Source organism: Enterobacter cloacae complex sp. FDA-CDC-AR_0132 (genome assembly GCF_003010695.1).
GTDB lineage: Bacteria > Pseudomonadota > Gammaproteobacteria > Enterobacterales > Enterobacteriaceae > Enterobacter > Enterobacter ludwigii.
In genome coordinates, this window is sequence record NZ_CP027618.1 from 3479211 (window position 1) to 3500308 (window position 21098).

The 21098-nt window shown below is 54.1% G+C and carries 23 protein-coding genes; 21 read left to right on the forward strand and 2 right to left on the reverse strand.

Features of this window, described 5'->3' with window-relative positions; translation table 11 throughout:
* Positions 1-19 precede the first annotated feature (19 nt).
* Positions 20-604, reverse strand: coding sequence for a Maf family protein (locus AM379_RS16805; RefSeq protein ID WP_032677877.1), 585 nt, complete (start codon positions 602-604; stop codon positions 20-22).
* A 140-nt stretch (positions 605-744) separates the two neighbouring features.
* Here AM379_RS16805 and yceD point away from each other — a divergent pair, with 140 nt between their 5' ends.
* From yceD to ptsG, 14 genes are all read left to right on the forward strand, one after another.
* Positions 745-1266 (forward strand): 23S rRNA accumulation protein YceD, encoded by a 522-nt coding sequence (gene yceD / locus AM379_RS16810; protein ID WP_014169570.1) that lies wholly within the window; start codon positions 745-747, stop codon positions 1264-1266.
* Positions 1267-1282: 16 nt separating this feature from the next.
* On the forward strand, positions 1283-1456 hold the full coding sequence (gene rpmF / locus AM379_RS16815) for a 50S ribosomal protein L32 (RefSeq protein WP_003857964.1): 174 nt from the start codon (positions 1283-1285) through the stop codon (positions 1454-1456).
* Between the two features lie 80 nt (positions 1457-1536).
* The gene (gene plsX / locus AM379_RS16820; RefSeq protein WP_014169571.1) at positions 1537-2571 is read left to right on the forward strand and encodes a phosphate acyltransferase PlsX; all 1035 of its coding nucleotides are present in this window, start codon (positions 1537-1539) and stop codon (positions 2569-2571) included.
* A gap of 6 nt (positions 2572-2577) precedes the next feature.
* The gene (locus AM379_RS16825; RefSeq protein ID WP_014169572.1) at positions 2578-3531 is read left to right on the forward strand and encodes a beta-ketoacyl-ACP synthase III; all 954 of its coding nucleotides are present in this window, start codon (positions 2578-2580) and stop codon (positions 3529-3531) included.
* Positions 3532-3546: 15 nt separating this feature from the next.
* Positions 3547-4476: an ACP S-malonyltransferase gene (fabD, locus tag AM379_RS16830; RefSeq protein ID WP_049022666.1), complete on the forward strand. Its 930-nt coding sequence runs from the start codon at positions 3547-3549 to the stop codon at positions 4474-4476.
* Between the two features lie 12 nt (positions 4477-4488).
* Positions 4489-5223 carry a 3-oxoacyl-ACP reductase FabG gene (gene fabG, locus AM379_RS16835; protein WP_014169575.1) on the forward strand — a complete coding sequence of 245 codons (735 nt, stop codon included), beginning with the start codon at positions 4489-4491 and terminating at the stop codon, positions 5221-5223.
* Between the two features lie 154 nt (positions 5224-5377).
* Positions 5378-5614, forward strand: coding sequence for an acyl carrier protein (acpP, locus tag AM379_RS16840; protein ID WP_003857954.1), 237 nt, complete (start codon positions 5378-5380; stop codon positions 5612-5614).
* Between the two features lie 89 nt (positions 5615-5703).
* Positions 5704-6945, forward strand: a complete 1242-nt coding sequence (gene fabF / locus AM379_RS16845; protein WP_014169576.1) for a beta-ketoacyl-ACP synthase II — start codon at positions 5704-5706, stop codon at positions 6943-6945.
* Between the two features lie 121 nt (positions 6946-7066).
* Entirely contained in the window at positions 7067-7876 is an 810-nt protein-coding gene (pabC, locus tag AM379_RS16850) for an aminodeoxychorismate lyase (protein ID WP_106503934.1), read from the forward strand.
* A 2-nt stretch (positions 7877-7878) separates the two neighbouring features.
* Entirely contained in the window at positions 7879-8901 is a 1023-nt protein-coding gene (gene yceG / locus AM379_RS16855) for a cell division protein YceG (RefSeq protein WP_078773891.1), read from the forward strand.
* Positions 8891-9532, forward strand: coding sequence for a dTMP kinase (gene tmk, locus AM379_RS16860; protein ID WP_014169579.1), 642 nt, complete (start codon positions 8891-8893; stop codon positions 9530-9532). The genes yceG and tmk overlap by 11 nt, the downstream gene beginning before the upstream one ends.
* Positions 9529-10533, forward strand: a complete 1005-nt coding sequence (holB, locus tag AM379_RS16865; RefSeq protein WP_078773892.1) for a DNA polymerase III subunit delta' — start codon at positions 9529-9531, stop codon at positions 10531-10533. Before tmk ends, holB begins: the two co-directional genes overlap by 4 nt.
* A 10-nt stretch (positions 10534-10543) precedes the next feature.
* Positions 10544-11338, forward strand: coding sequence for a metal-dependent hydrolase (locus tag AM379_RS16870; protein ID WP_014169581.1), 795 nt, complete (start codon positions 10544-10546; stop codon positions 11336-11338).
* A gap of 297 nt (positions 11339-11635) precedes the next feature.
* Positions 11636-13069, forward strand: a complete 1434-nt coding sequence (ptsG, locus tag AM379_RS16875; RefSeq protein ID WP_014169582.1) for a PTS glucose transporter subunit IIBC — start codon at positions 11636-11638, stop codon at positions 13067-13069.
* A gap of 57 nt (positions 13070-13126) precedes the next feature.
* On the opposite strand, the gene fhuE is transcribed toward ptsG, so the two are convergent.
* On the reverse strand, positions 13127-15316 hold the full coding sequence (gene fhuE, locus AM379_RS16880) for a ferric-rhodotorulic acid/ferric-coprogen receptor FhuE (protein WP_106503935.1): 2190 nt from the start codon (positions 15314-15316) through the stop codon (positions 13127-13129).
* 350 nt (positions 15317-15666) lie between these two features.
* On the opposite strand from fhuE, the gene hinT reads away from it, so the two are divergent.
* From hinT to AM379_RS16915, 7 genes are all read left to right on the forward strand, one after another.
* A complete protein-coding gene (gene hinT, locus AM379_RS16885; RefSeq protein ID WP_014169584.1) occupies positions 15667-16026 on the forward strand; it encodes a purine nucleoside phosphoramidase in 360 nt (119 codons plus the stop codon).
* Between the two features lies 1 nt (position 16027).
* Positions 16028-16402 carry a YcfL family protein gene (locus AM379_RS16890; RefSeq protein ID WP_014169585.1) on the forward strand — a complete coding sequence of 125 codons (375 nt, stop codon included), beginning with the start codon at positions 16028-16030 and terminating at the stop codon, positions 16400-16402.
* A 10-nt stretch (positions 16403-16412) separates the two neighbouring features.
* Positions 16413-17060, forward strand: a complete 648-nt coding sequence (lpoB, locus tag AM379_RS16895; protein WP_014169586.1) for a penicillin-binding protein activator LpoB — start codon at positions 16413-16415, stop codon at positions 17058-17060.
* Positions 17041-17865 carry a thiamine kinase gene (gene thiK / locus AM379_RS16900; RefSeq protein ID WP_106503936.1) on the forward strand — a complete coding sequence of 275 codons (825 nt, stop codon included), beginning with the start codon at positions 17041-17043 and terminating at the stop codon, positions 17863-17865. The genes lpoB and thiK overlap by 20 nt, the downstream gene beginning before the upstream one ends.
* A gap of 11 nt (positions 17866-17876) precedes the next feature.
* Positions 17877-18902: a beta-N-acetylhexosaminidase gene (gene nagZ, locus AM379_RS16905; protein WP_020884661.1), complete on the forward strand. Its 1026-nt coding sequence runs from the start codon at positions 17877-17879 to the stop codon at positions 18900-18902.
* Between the two features lie 34 nt (positions 18903-18936).
* A complete protein-coding gene (gene ycfP, locus AM379_RS16910; RefSeq protein ID WP_013097106.1) occupies positions 18937-19479 on the forward strand; it encodes an alpha/beta hydrolase YcfP in 543 nt (180 codons plus the stop codon).
* Between the two features lie 238 nt (positions 19480-19717).
* Entirely contained in the window at positions 19718-21022 is a 1305-nt protein-coding gene (locus tag AM379_RS16915) for an NAD(P)/FAD-dependent oxidoreductase (protein WP_014169589.1), read from the forward strand.
* The last annotated feature ends 76 nt before the right edge of the window (positions 21023-21098 follow it).

Consider the following 21098-nt stretch of genomic DNA (forward strand, 5'->3'; position numbering starts at 1 on the left):
GATGCATCACCCGTAACACTCACATCTTCAGCGGATTACACTCCTCGCGTCTGAGCATCTGGCACAATGCTATCAGCGGCAACCCGACCAGCGTGTTCGGGTCACGTCCGTCCAGCTTGTCGAAAAGGGCAATCCCCAGACCTTCGCTTTTAAAGCTTCCGGCGCAATTGAGCGGTCGCTCCCGACGCACATAGTCGGCGATTTCCTGCTCACTAAGATGGCGAAAATGGACGTCGAAAGGTTCGCATTCGGTTTGCAGGTGACCCGAGGCCGAGTTGTAGAGTGCCAGACCCGTATAAAAGGTGACGATATTGCCCCGCGCTTGCATAAGCTGCTGGCAGGCATTCGCTTCAGTGTGCGGCTTTCCGGTGATAACACCGTCCAGCACACAAACCTGATCGGAGCCTATAATCAAATGCGAAGGGTAGCGTGCGGCAAGTGATTGCGCTTTCTCCTTCGCAAGACGGGTGACCAGGTGACGCGGTGATTCGCCCGGCTGCGGCGTCTCGTCAACTTCCGGCGCCGCGCATTCAAACGGGATCCCGAGCTTTTCCAGCAACATTCGGCGGTAGGGTGAGGTGGAGGCAAGAACGAGATTTGGCATATTTTTATCACCAGATATAGCGTATCGATGCCAGCCATTTTAAACTACAGGCCGCAATGTGTGCGAATAATTGGCAAAAGGCAGCTGTGGTTGCCTTTTTCTTTGACTATATGACGTTACAAAGTTAATATGCGCGCCCTATGCAAAAGGTAAAATTACCCCTGACTCTTGATCCGGTTCGCACGGCTCAAAAACGCCTCGATTACGAAGGTATTTATACTTCCGATCAGGCTGAGCGTGTCGCCGAATCCGTAGTCAGTGTGGACAGTGATGTAGAATGCTCCATGTCGTTCGCTATCGATAACCAGCGTCTCGCCGTTTTAACCGGTGATGCAAAGGTGACGGTAACCCTCGAATGTCAGCGTTGCGGGAAACCGTTTGTACAGCATGTTCACACAACGTATTGTTTCAGTCCGGTCCGTTCTGACGAACAGGCTGAAGCACTCCCGGAAGCGTATGAACCGATTGAAGTTAATGAATTCGGTGAAATCGATCTTCTGGCTCTGGTTGAAGATGAAATCATCCTCTCCTTGCCAGTCGTTCCGGTGCATGAATCTGAACACTGTGAAGTGTCCGAGGCGGACATGGTCTTTGGGGAACTGCCTGATGAAGCGCAAAAACCAAACCCATTTGCCGTATTAGCCAGCTTAAAGCGTAAGTAATTGAGGAGTAAGGTCCATGGCCGTACAACAGAATAAACCAACCCGTTCCAAACGTGGCATGCGTCGTTCCCATGACGCGCTGACTGCAGTTACCAGCCTGTCTGTAGACAAGACTTCTGGTGAGAAACACCTGCGTCACCACATCACCGCTGACGGTTTCTACCGCGGCCGCAAGGTTATCACTAAGTAATCACGCGTCAGCGTGATTAGGCTTAGTGAGGATTTCCCCGTGCAAACGGGGAATTTACCGAACCAGGCTGTGACGATACCTTGACACGTCTAACCCTGGCGTTAGATGTCATGGGAGGGGATTTTGGCCCTTCCGTGACAGTGCCTGCAGCTTTGCAGGCACTGAATTCTAATTCGCAACTCACACTTCTTTTAGTCGGCAATCCCGACACAATCACGCCATTACTTGCAAAAGCTGACTTCGAACAACGTTCGCGTCTGCAGATTATTCCTGCGCAGTCAGTTATTGCCAGTGATGCACGTCCATCGCAGGCGATTCGCAATAGCCGGGGCAGTTCTATGCGAATGGCGCTGGAGCTGGTGAAGGAAGGACGCGCGGAGGCTTGCGTCAGTGCGGGAAATACCGGCGCGCTGATGGGGCTGTCGAAATTGTTGCTCAAACCTATTGAAGGTATTGAGCGTCCGGCGCTGGTGACGGTATTACCGCATCAGCAGAAGGGCAAGACCGTGGTGCTCGATTTGGGTGCTAACGTCGATTGTGATAGTACAATGCTGGCTCAGTTTGCCGTGATGGGGTCGGTGCTGGCAGAAGAAGTGGTCGGGATAAACAATCCCCGTGTTGCGTTATTGAACATCGGTGAAGAAGAGACCAAAGGCCTGGACAGTATTCGCGAAGCTGCCGAATTGCTCAAACAGGTTCCCTCCATCAACTATATTGGTTATCTCGAAGCCAATGAGTTGCTGACGGGGAAAACGGATGTTCTGGTGTGTGATGGCTTCACCGGGAACGTAACGTTGAAGACCATGGAAGGGGTCGTGCGAATGTTTCTCTCACTGCTTAAATCGCAGGGAGAAGGCAAAAAAAGCGCCTGGTGGTTGATTTTATTAAAGCGTTGGTTACAAAAAAGCCTGACGCGGCGATTCAGTCACCTCAACCCCGACCAGTATAATGGCGCCTGTCTGTTAGGATTGCGCGGCATCGTGATTAAGAGTCATGGTGCCGCCAATCAGCGAGCATTTACTGTCGCCATTGAACAGGCAGTGCAGGCGGTGCAGCGACAAGTCCCTCAGCGGATTGCCGCTCGCCTGGAATCTGTATTAGCTAAAAGTGACTGAGCGTACATGTATACGAAGATTTTAGGTACCGGCAGCTACCTGCCAAAACACGTGCGTACCAACGCCGATCTTGAAAAAATGGTAGATACGTCTGACGAGTGGATTGTCACGCGCACAGGTATCCGTGAACGTCGTATTGCCGCGCCAGACGAAACCGTTTCGACCATGGGTTACGAAGCCGCGCAGCGTGCTATCGAAATGGCGGGCATTGATAAAGATCAGATTGGCTTGATCGTGGTTGCCACGACCTCTGCCACGCATGCCTTCCCAAGCGCAGCGTGCCAGGTGCAAAACATGCTCGGCATTAAAGGCTGCCCGGCATTTGACGTTGCCGCAGCGTGCGCAGGGTTCACCTATGCGCTGAGCGTTGCCGATCAGTATGTTAAATCCGGTGCCGTGAAATATGCGCTGGTCATCGGTGCTGACGTGCTGGCACGTACCTGCGATCCAACCGATCGTGGGACGATCATTATTTTTGGTGATGGTGCGGGCGCGGTACTGCTCGGTCAGTCCGAAGAGCCGGGCATCATCTCTACGCATCTGCATGCCGATGGCAGCTACGGCGAATTACTGACCCTGCCTAACGCCGATCGCGTTAATCCGGATAACGCTATTTACCTGACGATGGCAGGTAATGAGGTGTTCAAGGTGGCGGTGACTGAGCTTGCGCACATTGTCGATGAAACGCTGGAAGCGAATAACCTTGACCGCTCCGCACTCGACTGGCTGGTGCCGCATCAGGCGAACCTGCGCATCATCAGCGCGACCGCTAAAAAGCTGGGCATGTCGATGGATAATGTTGTGGTGACGCTGGATCGTCACGGCAATACCTCTGCGGCGTCAGTACCGTGCGCATTTGATGAAGCGGTACGTGACGGACGAATCAAACGGGGCCAGTTGGTCTTGCTTGAAGCCTTTGGTGGCGGGTTCACCTGGGGTTCCGCGCTGGTTCGTTTCTAGTATAAGGATTAAATAATGACGCAATTTGCTTTTGTGTTCCCGGGCCAGGGTTCTCAGGCCGTTGGGATGTTGTCTGAAATGGCAGCAAAGTATCCGGTTATCGAAGAGACTTTCCGTGAAGCTTCCGCTGCGCTGGGTTATGATTTATGGGCGCTGACCCAACAGGGACCGGCCGAAGAGCTGAACAAAACCTGGCAGACTCAGCCAGCGCTGTTGACGGCGTCCGTTGCGCTGTGGCGTGTCTGGCAGCAGCAGGGCGGTAAAGCGCCAGCGCTGCTCGCGGGCCATAGCCTGGGTGAATACTCTGCGCTGGTGTGTGCCGGTGTTATCGCGTTTGCTGACGCGGTGCGTCTGGTTGAACTGCGCGGTAAGTTCATGCAGGAAGCAGTACCTGAAGGCACCGGTGGCATGTCTGCTATCATCGGCCTCGATGATGCTGCGATTGCAAAAGCGTGTGAAGAATCCGCTGAAGGTCAGGTGGTGTCTCCCGTTAACTTCAACTCGCCAGGGCAGGTGGTTATCGCCGGTCATAAAGACGCGGTTGAACGTGCTGGTGCAGCCTGTAAAGCTGCAGGGGCGAAACGCGCTCTGCCGCTGCCCGTCAGCGTACCGTCCCACTGCGCACTGATGAAACCTGCTGCCGATAAACTGGCCGTTGAGCTTGAAAAAATTACTTTTAACACACCGACAATCTCCGTTGTGAACAACGTCGATGTGAAATGCGAAACCTCGCCGGACGCTATCCGTGATGCGCTGGTTCGCCAGCTCTACAGCCCGGTACAGTGGACCAAAACCGTTGAGTTTATGGCCTCTCAGGGCATTGAGCATCTGTATGAAGTCGGCCCAGGTAAAGTCCTCACCGGTCTGACAAAACGTATTGTTGACACCCTGACTGCTTCGGCAATTAACGAGCCGGACGCGATGTCAGCGGCACTCTCGCAATAAAAGAGGAATACCATGAGTTTTGAAGGAAAAATTGCCCTGGTCACTGGCGCAAGCCGCGGTATCGGGCGTGCAATTGCTGAAACACTGGTTGCGCGCGGCGCGAAAGTGATTGGTACAGCAACCAGCGAGAATGGCGCTAAGGCCATCAGCGAGTATCTGGGTGCGAACGGTAAAGGTCTGGTTCTGAATGTGACCGAACCTGCATCTATCGAATCTGTTCTGGAAAATATTCGCGCAGAATTTGGCGAAGTGGATATTCTGGTAAATAATGCCGGGATCACTCGTGATAACCTGTTAATGCGAATGAAAGACGACGAGTGGAACGATATCATCGAAACCAACCTGTCATCTGTATTCCGTCTGTCAAAAGCGGTAATGCGCGCTATGATGAAAAAGCGTCATGGTCGTATTATCACTGTCGGTTCTGTGGTTGGTACCATGGGAAATGCTGGTCAGGCTAACTACGCTGCGGCGAAAGCAGGTCTGATCGGTTTCAGTAAGTCGCTGGCACGTGAAGTTGCGTCCCGCGGTATTACTGTAAACGTTGTTGCTCCGGGCTTTATTGAAACGGACATGACGCGTGCGCTAACTGATGAGCAGCGTGCGGGTACGCTGGCAGCTGTTCCAGCGGGCCGCTTAGGCGACCCTAAAGAAATTGCCAGCGCGGTTGCATTTTTAGCCTCTGACGAAGCGGGTTACATCACTGGTGAGACCCTCCACGTCAACGGCGGGATGTACATGGTTTAATCACGATGAAAAATATTTGCGTTATTAGGGCGAATGGCCTCAAAATAACGTAAAATCGTGGTAAGAACTGCCGGGATTTAGTTGCAAATTTTTCAACATTTTATACACTACGAAAACCATCGCGAAAGCGAGTTTTGATAGGAAATTTAAGAGTATGAGCACTATCGAAGAACGCGTTAAGAAAATTATCGGCGAACAGCTGGGCGTTAAGCAGGAAGAAGTTGTGAACTCCGCTTCCTTCGTTGAAGACCTGGGCGCAGATTCTCTTGACACCGTTGAGCTGGTAATGGCTCTGGAAGAAGAGTTTGATACTGAGATTCCGGACGAAGAAGCTGAGAAGATCACCACCGTTCAGGCTGCCATTGATTACATCAACGGTCACCAGGCGTAAGTGAACATCTCCAGGCGGTCATTCGACCGCCTGAGTTTTATCTTTTTTGTCCCACGAATCCCTTTTTTATCCCTCCCTGGAGGACAAACGTGTCTAAGCGTCGTGTAGTTGTGACCGGACTTGGCATGTTGTCTCCTGTCGGCAATACCGTAGAGTCCACCTGGAAAGCTCTCCTTGCCGGTCAGAGCGGCATCAGCCTAATCGACCATTTCGATACTAGCGCCTATGCAACGAAATTTGCTGGCTTAGTAAAGGATTTTAACTGTGAAGAGATCATCTCGCGCAAAGAACAGCGCAAGATGGATGCCTTCATTCAATATGGAATTGTCGCTGGCGTTCAGGCCATGCAGGATTCTGGCCTTGAGATTACGGAAGAGAACGCAACCCGTATCGGTGCCGCTATCGGTTCCGGGATTGGCGGTCTGGGTCTGATCGAGGAAAACCATACATCTCTGATGAATGGCGGCCCGCGTAAAATCAGCCCGTTCTTCGTTCCGTCCACGATTGTTAATATGGTGGCAGGTCATCTGACCATCATGTTCGGCCTGCGTGGGCCAAGCATTTCTATCGCTACCGCATGTACCTCTGGCGTGCATAACATCGGCCAGGCCGCGCGCATGATTGCGTACGGCGATGCAGATGCTATGGTTGCGGGCGGTGCGGAAAAAGCCAGTACTCCGCTGGGAGTGGGTGGCTTTGGTGCAGCGCGTGCGCTGTCTACCCGCAACGATAACCCGCAGGCGGCAAGCCGTCCGTGGGACAAAGACCGTGATGGTTTCGTGCTGGGTGACGGTGCGGGTATGATCGTACTTGAAGAGTACGAACATGCTAAAAAACGTGGCGCGAAGATTTATGCTGAAGTTGTCGGCTTCGGGATGAGCAGCGATGCATACCACATGACGTCACCACCAGAAAATGGTGCGGGCGCCGCGCAGGCAATGGCCAACGCGATTCGCGACGCGGGTCTTACCCCGGAGCACATCGGTTACGTTAACGCGCACGGTACTTCTACGCCTGCAGGCGATAAAGCAGAAGCTCAGGCTGTTAAGTCTATCTTCGGCGAATACGCCAGCCGCGTGCTGGTGAGCTCCACGAAATCCATGACCGGTCACCTGTTGGGTGCGGCGGGTGCAGTAGAGTCTATCTACTCTATCCTTGCGCTGCGCGATCAGGCTGTTCCGCCAACCATCAACCTGGATAATCCGGATGAAGGTTGTGACCTGGACTTCGTTCCTCACGAAGCGCGTCAGGTAAGTGGTATGGAGTACACCCTGTGTAACTCCTTCGGCTTTGGTGGTACTAACGGTTCACTGATCTTCAAAAAGATCTGAGCCTGACTGCATCATGGCGATTAAAAAAGGTCCGCTTGTCGGGCCTTTTTTATTAAGCCTAATCTTCTTGTCGGCTGCATGGCATCCTGCCAGACTAAATGCCCACGCATAAGGAGCCACCATGTTTTTAATCAATGGCCTTGAGCAAAACACGCTGCCTGCTGGTGACAGGGCAACTCAGTTTGGTGATGGCTGCTTTACGACAGCGCGCATTCTCGACGGCAATGTCTGCCTGCTCGAGGCGCACCTTCGTCGTCTTCAGCAGGGTTGTGAAGCCTTGATGATCCCCTTCACGCACTGGGACACATTGCGTCAGGAGATGTGCCAGCTGGCGGCCGGGAAGCAAAGCGGTGTTCTGAAGGTGATTATCAGCCGCGGCAGCGGTGGCCGGGGATACAGCGGTACAGCTTGCCAGCACCCAACGCGGATCCTTGCGGTGTCTGCCTGTCCTGCTCATTATCTGCGCTGGCGTGAAGAGGGCGTTACGCTGACGCTCAGCCCGGTACGTCTGGGGCGAAACCCCATGCTTGCCGGTATAAAACACCTCAACCGCCTTGAACAGGTACTGATTCGCACTCATCTTGAACAGACGGACGCTGATGAGGCGCTGGTTCTTGACAGCGAAGGGTTTATTACGGAATGCTGTGCGGCTAATTTACTCTGGCGGCAGGGGAGCGATGTTTATACGCCGTCGCTCGAGCAGGCCGGCGTCAACGGGATTATGCGTCAGTTTTGTTTGCAGCAGTTGGCACACTCTGGCTTTCGCGTTGTCGAAGTGAGCGCGAGAGAAGAGGCGCTGCACCAGGCTGATGAAATTATCATCTGTAATGCGCTGATGCCGGTTGTACCCGTCCGCGCGTATGGTCAATACAGCTTGTCCTCGCGCGAGCTGTTTCAGTTTTTAGCCCCGATATGTGAGCAAACCCGATAGTCATGAAGAAAATGTTGCGCTTTGTCCTCCTCCTTATCGTTGCGCTGGGTCTTGCCGGCGGAGCGGGAGTGTGGAAAGTTCGTCAGCTGGCGAACAGTAAGATCCTGATTAAAGACGAGACGATTTTTACCCTGAAAGCGGGGACGGGCCGCCTGGCGCTTGGCGAACAGCTTTATGGCGACAAGATCATTAACCGTCCGCGCGTGTTTCAGTGGCTGTTACGTATCGAGCCTGAACTGTCTCATTTCAAAGCCGGTACCTATCGCTTTACGCCGGGGATGACCGTCAAAGAGATGCTTCAGCTGCTGGAAAGCGGTAAAGAAGCGCAGTTCCCGCTGCGTTTTGTTGAGGGGATGCGCCTGAGCGATTATCTCGAGCAGCTGCGCGATGCTCCGTACATTAAGCATACCCTGAAAGATGACCGCTATCAGACGGTGGCCGAAGTACTGAAATTTGAACACCCTGAGTGGGTGGAAGGCTGGTTCTGGCCAGACACCTGGATGTACACCGCAGGCACGACCGATGTGGCTATCCTCAAGCGGGCGCATAAAAAGATGGTTGCAGCCGTCGATTCCGCCTGGGAAGGGCGCATGGACGGTCTGCCATACAAAGATCAAAACCAGTTTGTCACGATGGCCTCAATTATTGAGAAAGAGACGGCCGTCGCCGCCGAACGCGATCAGGTGGCATCGGTCTTCATTAACCGTCTGCGTATCGGCATGCGTCTGCAAACGGACCCCACCGTCATCTACGGAATGGGCGAGAGTTATACCGGTAAGATTTCAAGAAAAGATCTGGAGACGCCAACGGCGTATAATACCTACGTGATTAGCGGTCTGCCGCCGGGCCCGATTGCCACGCCGAGCGAGGCTTCCCTGCGTGCGGCTGCGCATCCTGCTAAAACACCGTATCTCTATTTTGTGGCTGATGGAAAAGGGGGGCATACCTTTAACACCAACCTTGCCAGCCATAATCGCTCCGTGCAGGACTATCTGAAGGTACTTAAGGAAAAAAATGCGCAGTAAATACATTGTCATTGAGGGACTCGAAGGGGCGGGTAAAACCACGGCCCGCAACGTGGTGGTGGATACGCTCAAATCGCTTGGCGTTGCGGACATGGTATTTACCCGCGAGCCCGGCGGTACGCAACTGGCCGAAAAGCTGCGAAGCCTGGTGCTGGATATCAAATCCGTTGGTGACGAGGTCATCACAGATAAAGCCGAAGTATTGATGTTCTACGCGGCGCGCGTGCAGCTGGTGGAGACGGTCATTAAACCGGCCCTGGCTAATGGCAAGTGGGTAATTGGCGATCGTCACGATCTGTCGACCCAGGCTTATCAGGGCGGTGGACGTGGTATCGACCAGACGATGCTGGCCACGCTGCGCGATGCGGTGCTGGGTGATTTTCGCCCTGACCTGACGCTCTATCTGGATGTGACGCCGGAAGTGGGTCTCAAGCGCGCGCGTGCTCGCGGTGAGCTGGACCGCATTGAGCAGGAGTCTCTTGATTTCTTTAACCGTACCCGCGCGCGCTATCTGGAACTGGCGGATCAGGATGGCAGTATTCGCACCATTGATGCGACGCAATCCCTGGAAGAGGTCACCCGCGCAATTCAGAAGACGGTTACGCAGTGGCTACAGGAGCAACAGGCATGAAATGGTACCCATGGTTGCGCCCGCATTTTGAAAAGCTGATCGAAAGCTATCAGGCTGGTCGGGGGCATCATGCGTTACTGATTCAGGCACTGCCGGGAATGGGGGATGATGCATTGATTTACGCCATCACCCGCTTCCTGATGTGTCAGCAGCCGGAAGGCCATAAAAGCTGTGGTAAATGCCGTGGCTGCCAGTTAATGCAGGCGGGCACGCACCCTGACTATTACACGCTCGAGCCCGAGAAGGGCAAAAGCGCGCTCGGTATTGATGCCGTGCGTGAAGTCAGTGAAAAATTGTACGAACATGCGCGGCTCAGCGGCGCAAAAGTCGTCTGGCTCAAAGACGCAGCACAGCTTACCGAGGCGGCGGCGAATGCGCTGCTTAAAACGCTGGAAGAACCGCCGGAGAAAACGTGGTTCCTTCTCTCCTGTCGTGACCCGGGGCGTTTGCTGGCAACGCTGCGCAGCCGTTGCCGTCTTCATCACCTCGCGGTGCCTCAGGAATCATGGGCGCTGAGCTGGCTTGAGCGAGAAGTGACAACGTCACAGGAAGGGGCGCTCTCTGCGTTGCGCCTGAGCAGCGGTGCACCCGCGGCGGCGCTGGCATTACTGCAGCCAGAGGTCTGGTCACAGCGAGACGCGCTCTGCCGGGCCGTTGAGTCTTCCATCACCAGCCGCGACTGGCTAAGTTTATTGCCTGCGCTTAACGGCGAGCAGGCCGCGGAACGTCTGCACTGGCTGGCCTCCTTACTTCTGGATGCGCTCAAACTCCAGCAAGGGGCAACGCTACTGACCAACCCGGACGTCTGGCCGCTGGTTAACACGCTGGCGAACGGCCTGTCAGGCGCATCATTACACGCTATCCTTCACGATATCTGTCAGAGTCGTGAACAACTTTTAACAGTGACCGGTCTTAATCGCGAGCTTTTACTGACCGACCAGTTGCTGCGTATCGAACATTACCTGCAACCAGGCGTGACACCGCCTGTTTCCCATCTCTGAGAGAGACATTATGTTTTTAGTCGACTCACACTGCCATCTTGATGGCCTGGATTATCAATCCCTGCATAAAAACGTGGACGACGTGCTGGCCAAAGCCGCTGCCCGTGATGTGAAGTTTTGCCTTGCCGTGGCGACAACGCTACCGGGGTATCGCGCCATGCGTGAGCTGGTGGGCGAGCGCGAGAACGTTGTTTTCTCCTGTGGTGTGCATCCGCTCAATCAGGATGAAGAGTACGACGTTGAGGAACTGCGCCGGCTGGCCGCAGAAGAGGGCGTCGTGGCGATGGGGGAAACCGGGCTGGATTACTACTACACGCCGGAAACGAAACCGCGCCAGCAAGCGTCCTTCCGCCATCATATTCGCATTGGTCGCGAGCTCAACAAGCCGGTGATTGTCCATACCCGTGATGCGCGCGCCGATACGCTGGCGATCCTGAAGGAAGAAAAGGTGACGGATTGCGGTGGCGTACTACACTGTTTCACAGAAGACAGAGAAACAGCGGGTAAACTGCTTGATTTAGGGTTTTATATCTCGTTTTCGGGGATCGTGACGTTCCGTAACGCTGAGCAACTCCGCGAGGCTGCACGCTATGTTCCGCTCGATCGCATCCTCGTGGAAACAGACTCTCCGTATCTGGCACCGGTGCCGCATCGCGGTAAAGAAAATCAGCCAGCCATGACGAGAGACGTAGCCGAGTACATGGCCGTGCTTAAAGGCGTCAGCATTGAAGAGCTGGCTCGCGTCACGACGGACAACTTCTCTACGCTGTTCCATATCGACCCCGCCCGCCTGCAATCTGTTTGATACGCCTGTTTTTTTTAGGCTCGTAATTAATACATAAAACGAGTAAAGTTCACCGCCTCATTTGGGGCGGTGAAGGTGTATTTAGACACATCCAGAAATGCTTTTTGTAAATAACTGAAAGTTTTTCGACCGTCTTAAGCTGAAACGTGATAGCCGTCAAACAAACTCAGAGGGAATTATTTTACTCTGTGTAATAAATAAAGGGCGCTTAGATGTCCTGTCCACGGCACGGTACTCCCCCCGGGCCAATGCGTGAAAGCGTAAAAAAAGCACAAATACTCAGGAGCACTCTCAATTATGTTTAAGAATGCATTTGCTAACCTGCAAAAGGTCGGTAAATCGCTGATGCTGCCAGTATCCGTACTGCCTATCGCAGGTATCCTGCTGGGTGTCGGTTCTGCTAACTTCAGCTGGCTGCCAGCCGTAGTTTCCCACGTGATGGCCGAAGCAGGCGGTTCCGTCTTTGCTAACATGCCTCTGATCTTCGCTATCGGTGTGGCGCTGGGCTTCACCAATAACGACGGCGTTTCTGCGCTGGCTGCAGTTGTTGCCTACGGCATCATGGTGAAAACCATGGCAGTGGTTGCGCCACTGGTTCTGCATTTACCGGCAGAAGAGATCGCTGCGAAACACCTGGCAGACACCGGTGTTCTGGGCGGTATCATCTCCGGTGCGATTGCAGCGTACATGTTCAACCGCTTCTATCGCATCAAGCTGCCTGAGTATCTGGGCTTCTTCGCGGGCAAGCGTTTTGTTCCGATTATTTCTGGCCTGGCAGCGATTTTCACTGGCGTGATCCTGTCCTTCATCTGGCCACCAATCGGTTCCGCGATCCAGACCTTCTCTCAGTGGGCTGCTTATCAGAACCCGGTTGTGGCGTTTGGTATCTACGGCTTCATCGAGCGTTGCCTGGTACCATTTGGTCTGCACCACATCTGGAACGTTCCATTCCAGATGCAGATTGGTGAATTCACCAACGCAGCAGGTCAGGTATTCCACGGTGATATCCCACGTTACATGGCGGGTGACCCAACTGCAGGTAAACTGTCTGGTGGCTTCCTGTTCAAAATGTACGGTCTGCCGGCAGCGGCAATTGCTATCTGGCACTCTGCTAAACCAGAGAACCGTGCAAAAGTGGGCGGTATCATGATCTCCGCAGCGTTGACCTCGTTCCTGACCGGTATCACCGAGCCGATCGAGTTCTCCTTCATGTTCGTTGCGCCGATCCTGTACATCATTCACGCGGTTCTGGCGGGTCTGGCGTTCCCAATCTGTATCCTGCTGGGTATGCGTGACGGTACGTCCTTCTCTCACGGCCTGATCGACTTCATCGTTCTGTCCGGTAACAGCAGCAAACTGTGGCTGTTCCCAATCGTTGGTGCGTGCTATGCCGTTGTTTACTACACCATCTTCCGCGTGCTGATCAAAGCACTGGACCTGAAAACACCAGGTCGTGAAGATGCGTCAGAAGACAGCAAAGCCACCGCGACAAGCGAAATGGCTCCGGCTCTGGTTGCCGCATTCGGCGGGAAAGAGAACATCACTAACCTGGACGCGTGCATCACTCGTCTGCGTGTTAGCGTTGCCGACGTCGCGAAAGTAGACCAGCCGGGTCTGAAAAAACTGGGTGCAGCAGGGGTTGTTGTTGCTGGTTCGGGCGTTCAGGCAATCTTCGGGACTAAATCCGATAACCTGAAAACCGAAATGGATGAGTACATCCGCAACAGCTAAGCTGTGACCTGGGGAGACTAAGGCAGCCAAATGGCTGCCTTTTTTATGGGTAGAAACTTAAAAAGAGTAATTGGCGCTGACGGAGACGTTCAGCGGCGCGCCATAGACAACGTATGACCCGACGTAGTCGTAGTATTTTTTATCAAACAGGTTGTTAACATTGGCCTGCAAGGCCAGGTCCCTGGTGACCTGATAACGGCTGAAGAGATTCACCAGCGCATAGCTGCCCTGTTCTGCACGTGACTGGCCCACCGGGCCACCCTCCACATCCGTCCACACTTTATTCTGCCAGTTCACCCCGCCGCCCACCGCCAGTTCTGGCAGCATAGGCAATTGATAACGGGTAAACAGCTTCATGGTCGTGCGTGGCTGATCGGAACTGATGGCATTCCCGCGCTTATCTTCTGCAATAAACCGTGTCGCCCCGAAGGTTAACTGCCAGTTGTCGGTCAGTGCACCGTTTAGCTCAAATTCAATCCCTTTGCTGACTACGCCATCCAGTGATTCATAAATAGATTCGCCGCTCGGCATATAGGTGTAGGTATTGCTCGCCACGTTATCCTGTTCAATACGGAAAACGGCCAGTGAGGTGGTCAGGCGGGTGTTGAACCAGTCCGCTTTCACCCCCGCTTCGTAGCTTTTCCCGGCCGTAGGGTCGAGGTAACGGCCGCTCGCGTCACGCTTGTCCTGTGGCTGGAAAATAGAGGTGTAGCTGACATAGGTCGACCAGTCTTCATTGATGTCATAAACCAGTCCTGCATAAGGCGTTACGTCATCTTTGGAACTTTCCAGACGGGTATCCGGGGAGCCTGCCGGGTTGTAACGAATGTTATAGTTGGTGTAACGCGCGCCAAGGATCAGGTGCAGCGGGTCGGCCAGCGAGAATCGGGCCGAGGTATACGCCGATGACTGGCGAATGTCGTCCTGGCTATAGAGCTTCCACGGTGTCCACTGCGGGTCGGCGATAGTGCCATTCCAGTTTTTAAAATTACCCACATCCACCATACCGTATAACGCATCCGGCATGCTGTTATCGTAATGGTTACGCTGGCGGCTGAAGCTCCCGCCAAACATCATCTCATGCTGACGACCAAAAAGGCTGAAATCGCCACGCAGGAAGGCGTCGATGGCATCCTGCTTACGTTCACCGCGGTTCCAGCCGCCGTAGCCGACCATGCCCGCCCCGGTCTCTTTATCCGGATAGCCGGACATATACATCAGTTTGCTGTCGAAATGGGTTTCCGCATGCATGCCGTTGATGTGCGCTTCCCAGCCGTTGTCAAAACGTTGGGTCAGGTTGGCAAAGATACGGGTGTTGTCTTTATCCGAGTAAGCCCAGTCAGGCGCAACGGTCTGGCTGCGGTTGTAATGGGTTTTGCTTCCGTCGCTATACCAGGTTGGCAGACCGCCCCAGGTAGGATCGGCGGTGTGACTTTCTTGGTATTCATAGCCTACGGAGAGGGTCGTGCTGTCGGTGACGTCGGCATCCACCACGCCATAGAGGAATTTTTTACGGTAGTGGTAGTTATCCACAGCGCTGTCGTTGTCCTGGTAACCGGTGATCAGACGACCGCGCACCTTGCCGGATTCTACCAGCGGGGCCTGTAAATCCAGCACATAGCGCTGCTTGTCCCAGCTGCCGTAGCTGGCGGAGACGTTCCCTTTGAATACGTTACTGTCTGCGTGCTTGCGCACCATATTGACGTAGGCGGATGGGTTACCGGTGCCGGACATCAGCCCGGTAGCGCCGCGAACCACCTCTATACGGTCATAAATGGCGGTGTCGGCGGCGGTGTCGCCAAAGTTCCATACTTCGCTGATGGAGGTCGGCAGGTCATCGAACGCATAGTTACTGACGAAGAATCCGCGCGAGTAAAATACGGTGCGGTCGCTGTCCTGCACCTGGGCCGTTACGCCGGTGGTGTTGGTTAACACCTGGCCGACTGACTGCAGGTTCTGATCTGCCATGCGCTGCTGGCTAATCACGCTGACGGACTGGGGGATATCGCGGGGAACAAGTAACAGTTTGGTCCCGGTGGTGGTGGTTTTTACGCTGTAGTCCTGATCCTGTCCGCTGGCGGGATCCTGTGCGTTATCAAAGCCACCCTCCACAACTACCGTATCTTCGGTCATGGAGGCGGCAAAACTGACGGTTGGCATCAATGCCATAGCAATACAGGCTGCCAGCAACGAAGGTGTTGCGACAGGCTGGCGTTGCCCATCCCTGGTATGAGTAATGAAAGACATCATCAAACCCTTAATGAATGGTGAAGGTGGTCTGCATCAGTCCCGCGTGTGCGGGCTGATGTCGTTTTCTATGTTGAAAATGCGCATGAAAATGCAAATGCGAAATATACGCATTGAGATTAACGGTGTAAACAGATGTGTCAAAAGGAACTGAAATAATGTTTCAGGCGATCGCGACGCGTCAGCGCTCACTCTCCAGGCAGCTGGAGGACATTCAGGAAAGAAATCGGTGGAGAAGGTTGAAAGGACAGGAGAATCTCGCTCATACTCTTGTGTTGTGTCACACAGTAATACTGAGAATGTGTTAATGGCGGCGCACTACGCCAGATTAAACAAAAAAGGAAAAGGTCATGGCTGAAGAAACGATTTTTAGTAAAATTATCCGCCGCGAAATCCCTTCGGATATCGTTTATCAGGATGAGCTGGTGACGGCTTTCCGGGACATTTCTCCTCAGGCTCCGACACATATCCTTATTATTCCTAATATTCTGATTCCGACCGTAAACGACGTAAAAACCGAGCATGAAGTAGCGTTAGGTCGTATGCTGACAGTGGCCGCAAAAATTGCTGAGCAGGAAGGGATTGCTGATGACGGTTACCGTCTCATCATGAACTGTAATCGCCACGGTGGTCAGGAAGTTTATCATATTCACATGCATCTGCTGGGTGGACGTCCTCTGGGGCCGATGCTGGCACATAAAGGTCTTTGACATGCTTAAAGGGCGTATTGCAGCGCTGGTAATGACGATGTTGATCGTAGGGTGCAGCACGCGTCCGGCGATCCCCGTCAGCGATGAACAGACGCTGGTGATGGAATCCTCCGTACTTGCTGCGGGCATCACGGCGCAACAACCTGCGTTGTCGATCAGTGAAATCAACTCTTCTGCTTCCTCTACGCTCTTTAATGAAAGACAAGAACCAGTGACGGTGCACTACCGTTTTTTCTGGTATGACGTACGAGGTCTTGAAATGCATCCGCTGGAAGCGCCGCGCAGCGTCACTATTCCGGCAAGATCGTCGGTAACGCTCTATGGCAGCGCCAACTATCTGGGTGCACATAAGGTGAGACTTTATCTTTATTTGTAAGGGGTGAACCTTGATTAAAAATTTGAGCCGTTATGCGCTCGTGACTGCTTTCGCTCTGTTCCTCGCAGGGTGTGTGACCCGAACTGAAGAGCCTGCGCCTGTGGAAGAGGCCAAACCGGGTACCGAGCAGCCGACACAGCCAACGCAGCCGCCGCCAACCGTACCGACTGTGCCGTCTATTCCGTCGCAGCCTGGTCCAATTGAACATCCGGATCAGACATCGCAGCCTGCGCCGCGCGTGCGCCATTACGACTGGAACGGTGCGATGCAACCGATGGTCGGCAAAATGTTGCAGGCTCAGGGTGTGACCGCGGGCAGCGTATTGCTGGTTGATAGCGTGAATAACCGTACCAATGGTTCGCTGAACGCGGGCGAAGCGACAGAAACCCTGCGCAATGCCCTGGCCAATAACGGTAAGTTTACGCTGGTCTCGGCACAGCAGCTCGCGGTAGCCAAGCAGCAGTTGGGCCTGTCACCGCAGGACAGCCTCGGTTCACGCAGCAAGGCGATTGGGATTGCCCGTAACGTCGGTGCGCAGTATGTGCTTTACTCCAGTGCCACCGGTAACGTGAATACGCCAGCCCTGCAGATGCAGCTGATGCTGGTTCAGACAGGCGAGATTATCTGGTCAGGTAAAGGTGCCGTTACGCAACTCTGACTGTACGCGTGAAGAGATCCTGACGCGTTATTTTCCACAGTATCGCCTTATCGCGCCGCAGGCCCCTTCCGGGCTTGGCGGCGCGAGTTGCATTATAGAGCAGGGCGAGCAACGTCTGGTATTGCGGCAGAATCACGATCCCTCAGCGTCTGCATCCCATTTCCGCCGTCAGTTTCGGGCACTGAAACGCCTTCCGGCGGATCTGGTGCCAAAGCCCCGTTTTTACCGCCAGGGCTGGATGACCGTGGAGTATCTGGCAGGGGAGATCGGCAACACGCTACCGGAAACGGCAGTGCTTGCGGCTATGCTCTGTCATCTGCACCGGCAACCGCGTCTGGGATGGCGGGTGACGCTGCTGCCGTTGCTTGAACAATACTGGCAGCAGGCTTCAGCCGACAGGCGAAGCCCATTCTGGCTGGCACAGCTAAAACGGCTGCGTAAAACGGGCGAACCGCAGCCGCTTCGGCTCTCGCCGCTGCATATGGATGTTCATTCCGGAAATATTGTTCATACGTCCCTCGGGGCGAGGCTTATCGACTGGGAGTATGCCGGTGACGGAGACGTGGCGCTGGAGCTGGCGGCAGTCTGGTCGGAGGATGATACTGCGCGGCAGCGGCTCATCACCGACTACGCCAGGATAGCGCACATGAATGTCGGTATCCTGGGGCGCCAGGTGAGGCGCTGGCGACCGTGGGTCATCATGCTGATGGCTGGCTGGTTTGAAATGCGCTTTCAGCAATCCCGAGATAAACAATTTATTGCGCTGGCAGATGATGCCTGGCGTCAGTTACAAACTAAAGGATAAGAGAGGTTGGTGTGGGTCCAGTCATGTTGGATGTAGAAGGGTTTGAGCTGGATGCGGAGGAGCGTGAAATACTGGCGCACCCGCTGGTGGGAGGCTTGATCCTGTTCACCCGCAACTATCACGATCCGGCGCAGCTGCGAGAACTGGTGCGCCAGATCCGTGCTGCATCGCGCAATCATCTGGTGGTGGCCGTCGATCAGGAAGGCGGACGCGTACAGCGTTTCCGCGAAGGCTTTACTCGCCTGCCTGCCGCCCAATCTTTTGCGGCATTACTGGGCACGGAAGAGGGTGGCAAACTGGCGCAAGAGGCCGGCTGGCTGATGGCCAGCGAGATGATTGCCATGGATATCGACATCAGTTTTGCGCCGGTTCTGGACGTGGGGCATATCAGCGCCGCCATTGGCGAACGCTCATACCATGAAGATCCGCGTATTGCGCTGGCGATAGCGAGCTGTTTCATTGACGGTATGCACGACGCGGGAATGAAAACCACCGGGAAACATTTCCCGGGACACGGTGCGGTGACCGCCGACTCGCACAAAGAGACGCCGCGCGATCCGCGTCCGGAAGCTGATATTCGTGCCAAAGATATGTCGGTGTTCCGCTCCCTGATCACCGATAACAAGCTGGACGCCATCATGCCAGCGCACGTGATTTACAGCGACGTCGACCCGCGTCCTGCAAGCGGGTCCGCGCACTGGCTGAAAACCGTTTTGCGTCAGGAACTGGGGTTTAATGGCGTGATTTTCTCAGACGATTTGTCGATGGAAGGGGCGGCGATTATGGGCAGCTACGCGGAGCGCGGTCAGGCGTCGCTGGACGCAGGTTGCGATATGATCCTCGTCTGCAATAATCGTAAAGGTGCCGTCAGCGTGCTGGATAACCTGTCGCCGATCAATGCACAGCGTGTTACACAATTGTATCATAAAGGTTCATTTAGCCGTCAGGAGCTGATGGACTCGGCGCGCTGGAAGACGGTCAACGCGCAGCTTGAAGCCCTGAATGAACGCTGGCAGGCACATAAAGCCAGCCTGTAAATCCTCCCGGAAGGCGTAGCGTGGTGAGAAGACAATGATCATCTATTTACACGGTTTTGACTCAAACAGTCCTGGTAATCATGAGAAGGTCCTGCAGCTGCAGTTTATCGATCCGGATGTCCGGCTGATCAGTTACAGCACACGCCATCCAAAGCATGATATGCAGCACCTGCTCAAAGAGGTGGACAAGATGTTGCAGCTCAACATCGATGACCGTCCGCTGATTTGTGGCGTGGGATTAGGTGGCTACTGGGCAGAGCGGATTGGATTCCTGTGCGATATCCGCCAGGTGGTGTTCAATCCTAATCTTTTCCCGAATGAGAACATGGAAGGCAAAATTGACCGCCCTGAAGAGTATGTCGATATTGCCACCAAGTGCGTCAGTAATTTTCGGGAGAAAAACCGCGACCGTTGTCTGGTGATCCTGTCGCGTAATGATGAAGCCCTTAACAGCCACCGGGCGGCTGAGTTGCTGCATCATTACTATGAAATTGTCTGGGATGAAGAACAGACCCACAAATTCAAGAATATCTCCCCGCATTTGCAGCGGATCAAAGCCTTCAAAACCCTGGGCTAATCCACTGCGTACGACCTGCCAGGCCCGGCCGCGAAAGCGCGCCGGGCTTTCTTTTTGTCCAGAATTGTCTACTTTTAAGCCATCAAAACTTGATGCATATCAATTTTGGTATGACCAATGCGCCTGACGTGGTATTCTCAATGCACCTGAATGGTTTCAGTGCTGTAACCTGTTGTTAATTAAGGGTTATTTTTATAACTTTTAATTAACAATTGGTTAATAATTTGAGGGGGTCACGTTGACTACGCCATTGAAAAAGATAGTGATTGTCGGCGGTGGTGCTGGCGGGCTGGAGCTGGCTACACAGTTAGGCAAGAAGCTCGGTCGCGGCAAAAAAGCCAAAATTACGCTGGTGGATCGTAACCACAGCCATTTGTGGAAACCGCTGTTGCACGAAGTGGCGACCGGTTCACTGGATGAGGGCGTGGACGCGCTGAGCTATCTGGCACATGCGCGCAATCACCATTTCCAGTTCCAGCTGGGCTCCGTGGTGGATATCAATCGTGAGAGCAAAACCATTACCCTGGCAGAGCTGCGCGATGAAAAAGGGGAACTGCTGGTTCCTGAGCGCAAACTGCCGTATGACACGCTGGTCATGGCGCTGGGCAGTACCTCCAATGATTTCAACACACCAGGTGTAAAAGAGCACTGTATCTTCCTCGATAACCCACATCAGGCACGTCGTTTCCACCAGGAAATGCTGAACCTGTTCCTGAAGTACACCAGCAATATGGGTGCGAACGGGAAAGTTAATATCGCGATTGTTGGTGGGGGGGCGACGGGCGTCGAGCTTTCTGCTGAGCTGCACAACGCGGTGAAACAGCTGCACAGCTACGGTTATAAAGGCTTAACCAATGATGCGCTGAACGTGACGCTGGTTGAAGCGGGTGAACGTATTCTGCCAGCGCTGCCTCCGCGCATTTCCGGTGCGGCGCATAATGAACTGACCAAGCTGGGCGTGCGGGTTCTGACCCAAACCATGGTAACCAGCGCGGACGGCGGCGGCCTGCATACCAAAGATGGCGAGTACATCAAAGCAGACCTGATGGTCTGGGCTGCTGGCATCAAAGCACCTGATTTTATGAAAGAGATTGGCGGGCTGGAAACGAACCGTATTAACCAGCTGGTGACCGAGCCGACCCTGCAAACCACACGCGATCCGGACATTTTCGCCATCGGCGACTGTGCTTCCTGCGCGCGTCCGGAGGGCGGTTTTGTGCCTCCGCGTGCTCAGGCAGCGCACCAGATGGCAAGCCTGGTACTGCACAATATTCTGGCGCAGTACAAAGGTAAGCCGATGAAAGCCTATGTCTATAAAGACCATGGTTCTCTGGTATCGCTCTCGAACTTCTCTACCGTCGGCAGCCTGATGGGTAACCTGATGCGCGGCTCTATGATGGTGGAAGGACGTATTGCACGCTTTGTCTATATCTCGCTCTATCGTATGCACCAGATTGCCCTGCACGGTTACTTCAAAACCGGGCTGATGATGCTGGTGGGACGAATCAACCGCGTTATTCGACCACGCCTGAAGCTGCACTAATATTCTCTCCCTCCGGGGCCTCCGGAGGGAATTTTTAGCATATCATGCTGCTCAACGTACATTGAGTGCTTAAGAG

Coding starts and splice junctions, on each gene's coding strand:
- AM379_RS16805 (WP_032677877.1), bottom strand. CDS start 604: ATGCCAAATCTCGTTCTTGCCTCCACCTCACCCTACCGCCGAATGTTG.
- yceD (WP_014169570.1), top strand. CDS start 745: ATGCAAAAGGTAAAATTACCCCTGACTCTTGATCCGGTTCGCACGGCT.
- rpmF (WP_003857964.1), top strand. CDS start 1,283: ATGGCCGTACAACAGAATAAACCAACCCGTTCCAAACGTGGCATGCGT.
- AM379_RS16825 (WP_014169572.1), top strand. CDS start 2,578: ATGTATACGAAGATTTTAGGTACCGGCAGCTACCTGCCAAAACACGTG.
- fabD (WP_049022666.1), top strand. CDS start 3,547: ATGACGCAATTTGCTTTTGTGTTCCCGGGCCAGGGTTCTCAGGCCGTT.
- fabG (WP_014169575.1), top strand. CDS start 4,489: ATGAGTTTTGAAGGAAAAATTGCCCTGGTCACTGGCGCAAGCCGCGGT.
- acpP (WP_003857954.1), top strand. CDS start 5,378: ATGAGCACTATCGAAGAACGCGTTAAGAAAATTATCGGCGAACAGCTG.
- pabC (WP_106503934.1), top strand. CDS start 7,067: ATGTTTTTAATCAATGGCCTTGAGCAAAACACGCTGCCTGCTGGTGAC.
- yceG (WP_078773891.1), top strand. CDS start 7,879: ATGAAGAAAATGTTGCGCTTTGTCCTCCTCCTTATCGTTGCGCTGGGT.
- tmk (WP_014169579.1), top strand. CDS start 8,891: ATGCGCAGTAAATACATTGTCATTGAGGGACTCGAAGGGGCGGGTAAA.
- holB (WP_078773892.1), top strand. CDS start 9,529: ATGAAATGGTACCCATGGTTGCGCCCGCATTTTGAAAAGCTGATCGAA.
- AM379_RS16870 (WP_014169581.1), top strand. CDS start 10,544: ATGTTTTTAGTCGACTCACACTGCCATCTTGATGGCCTGGATTATCAA.
- ptsG (WP_014169582.1), top strand. CDS start 11,636: ATGTTTAAGAATGCATTTGCTAACCTGCAAAAGGTCGGTAAATCGCTG.
- fhuE (WP_106503935.1), bottom strand. CDS start 15,316: ATGTCTTTCATTACTCATACCAGGGATGGGCAACGCCAGCCTGTCGCA.
- hinT (WP_014169584.1), top strand. CDS start 15,667: ATGGCTGAAGAAACGATTTTTAGTAAAATTATCCGCCGCGAAATCCCT.
- AM379_RS16890 (WP_014169585.1), top strand. CDS start 16,028: ATGCTTAAAGGGCGTATTGCAGCGCTGGTAATGACGATGTTGATCGTA.
- ycfP (WP_013097106.1), top strand. CDS start 18,937: ATGATCATCTATTTACACGGTTTTGACTCAAACAGTCCTGGTAATCAT.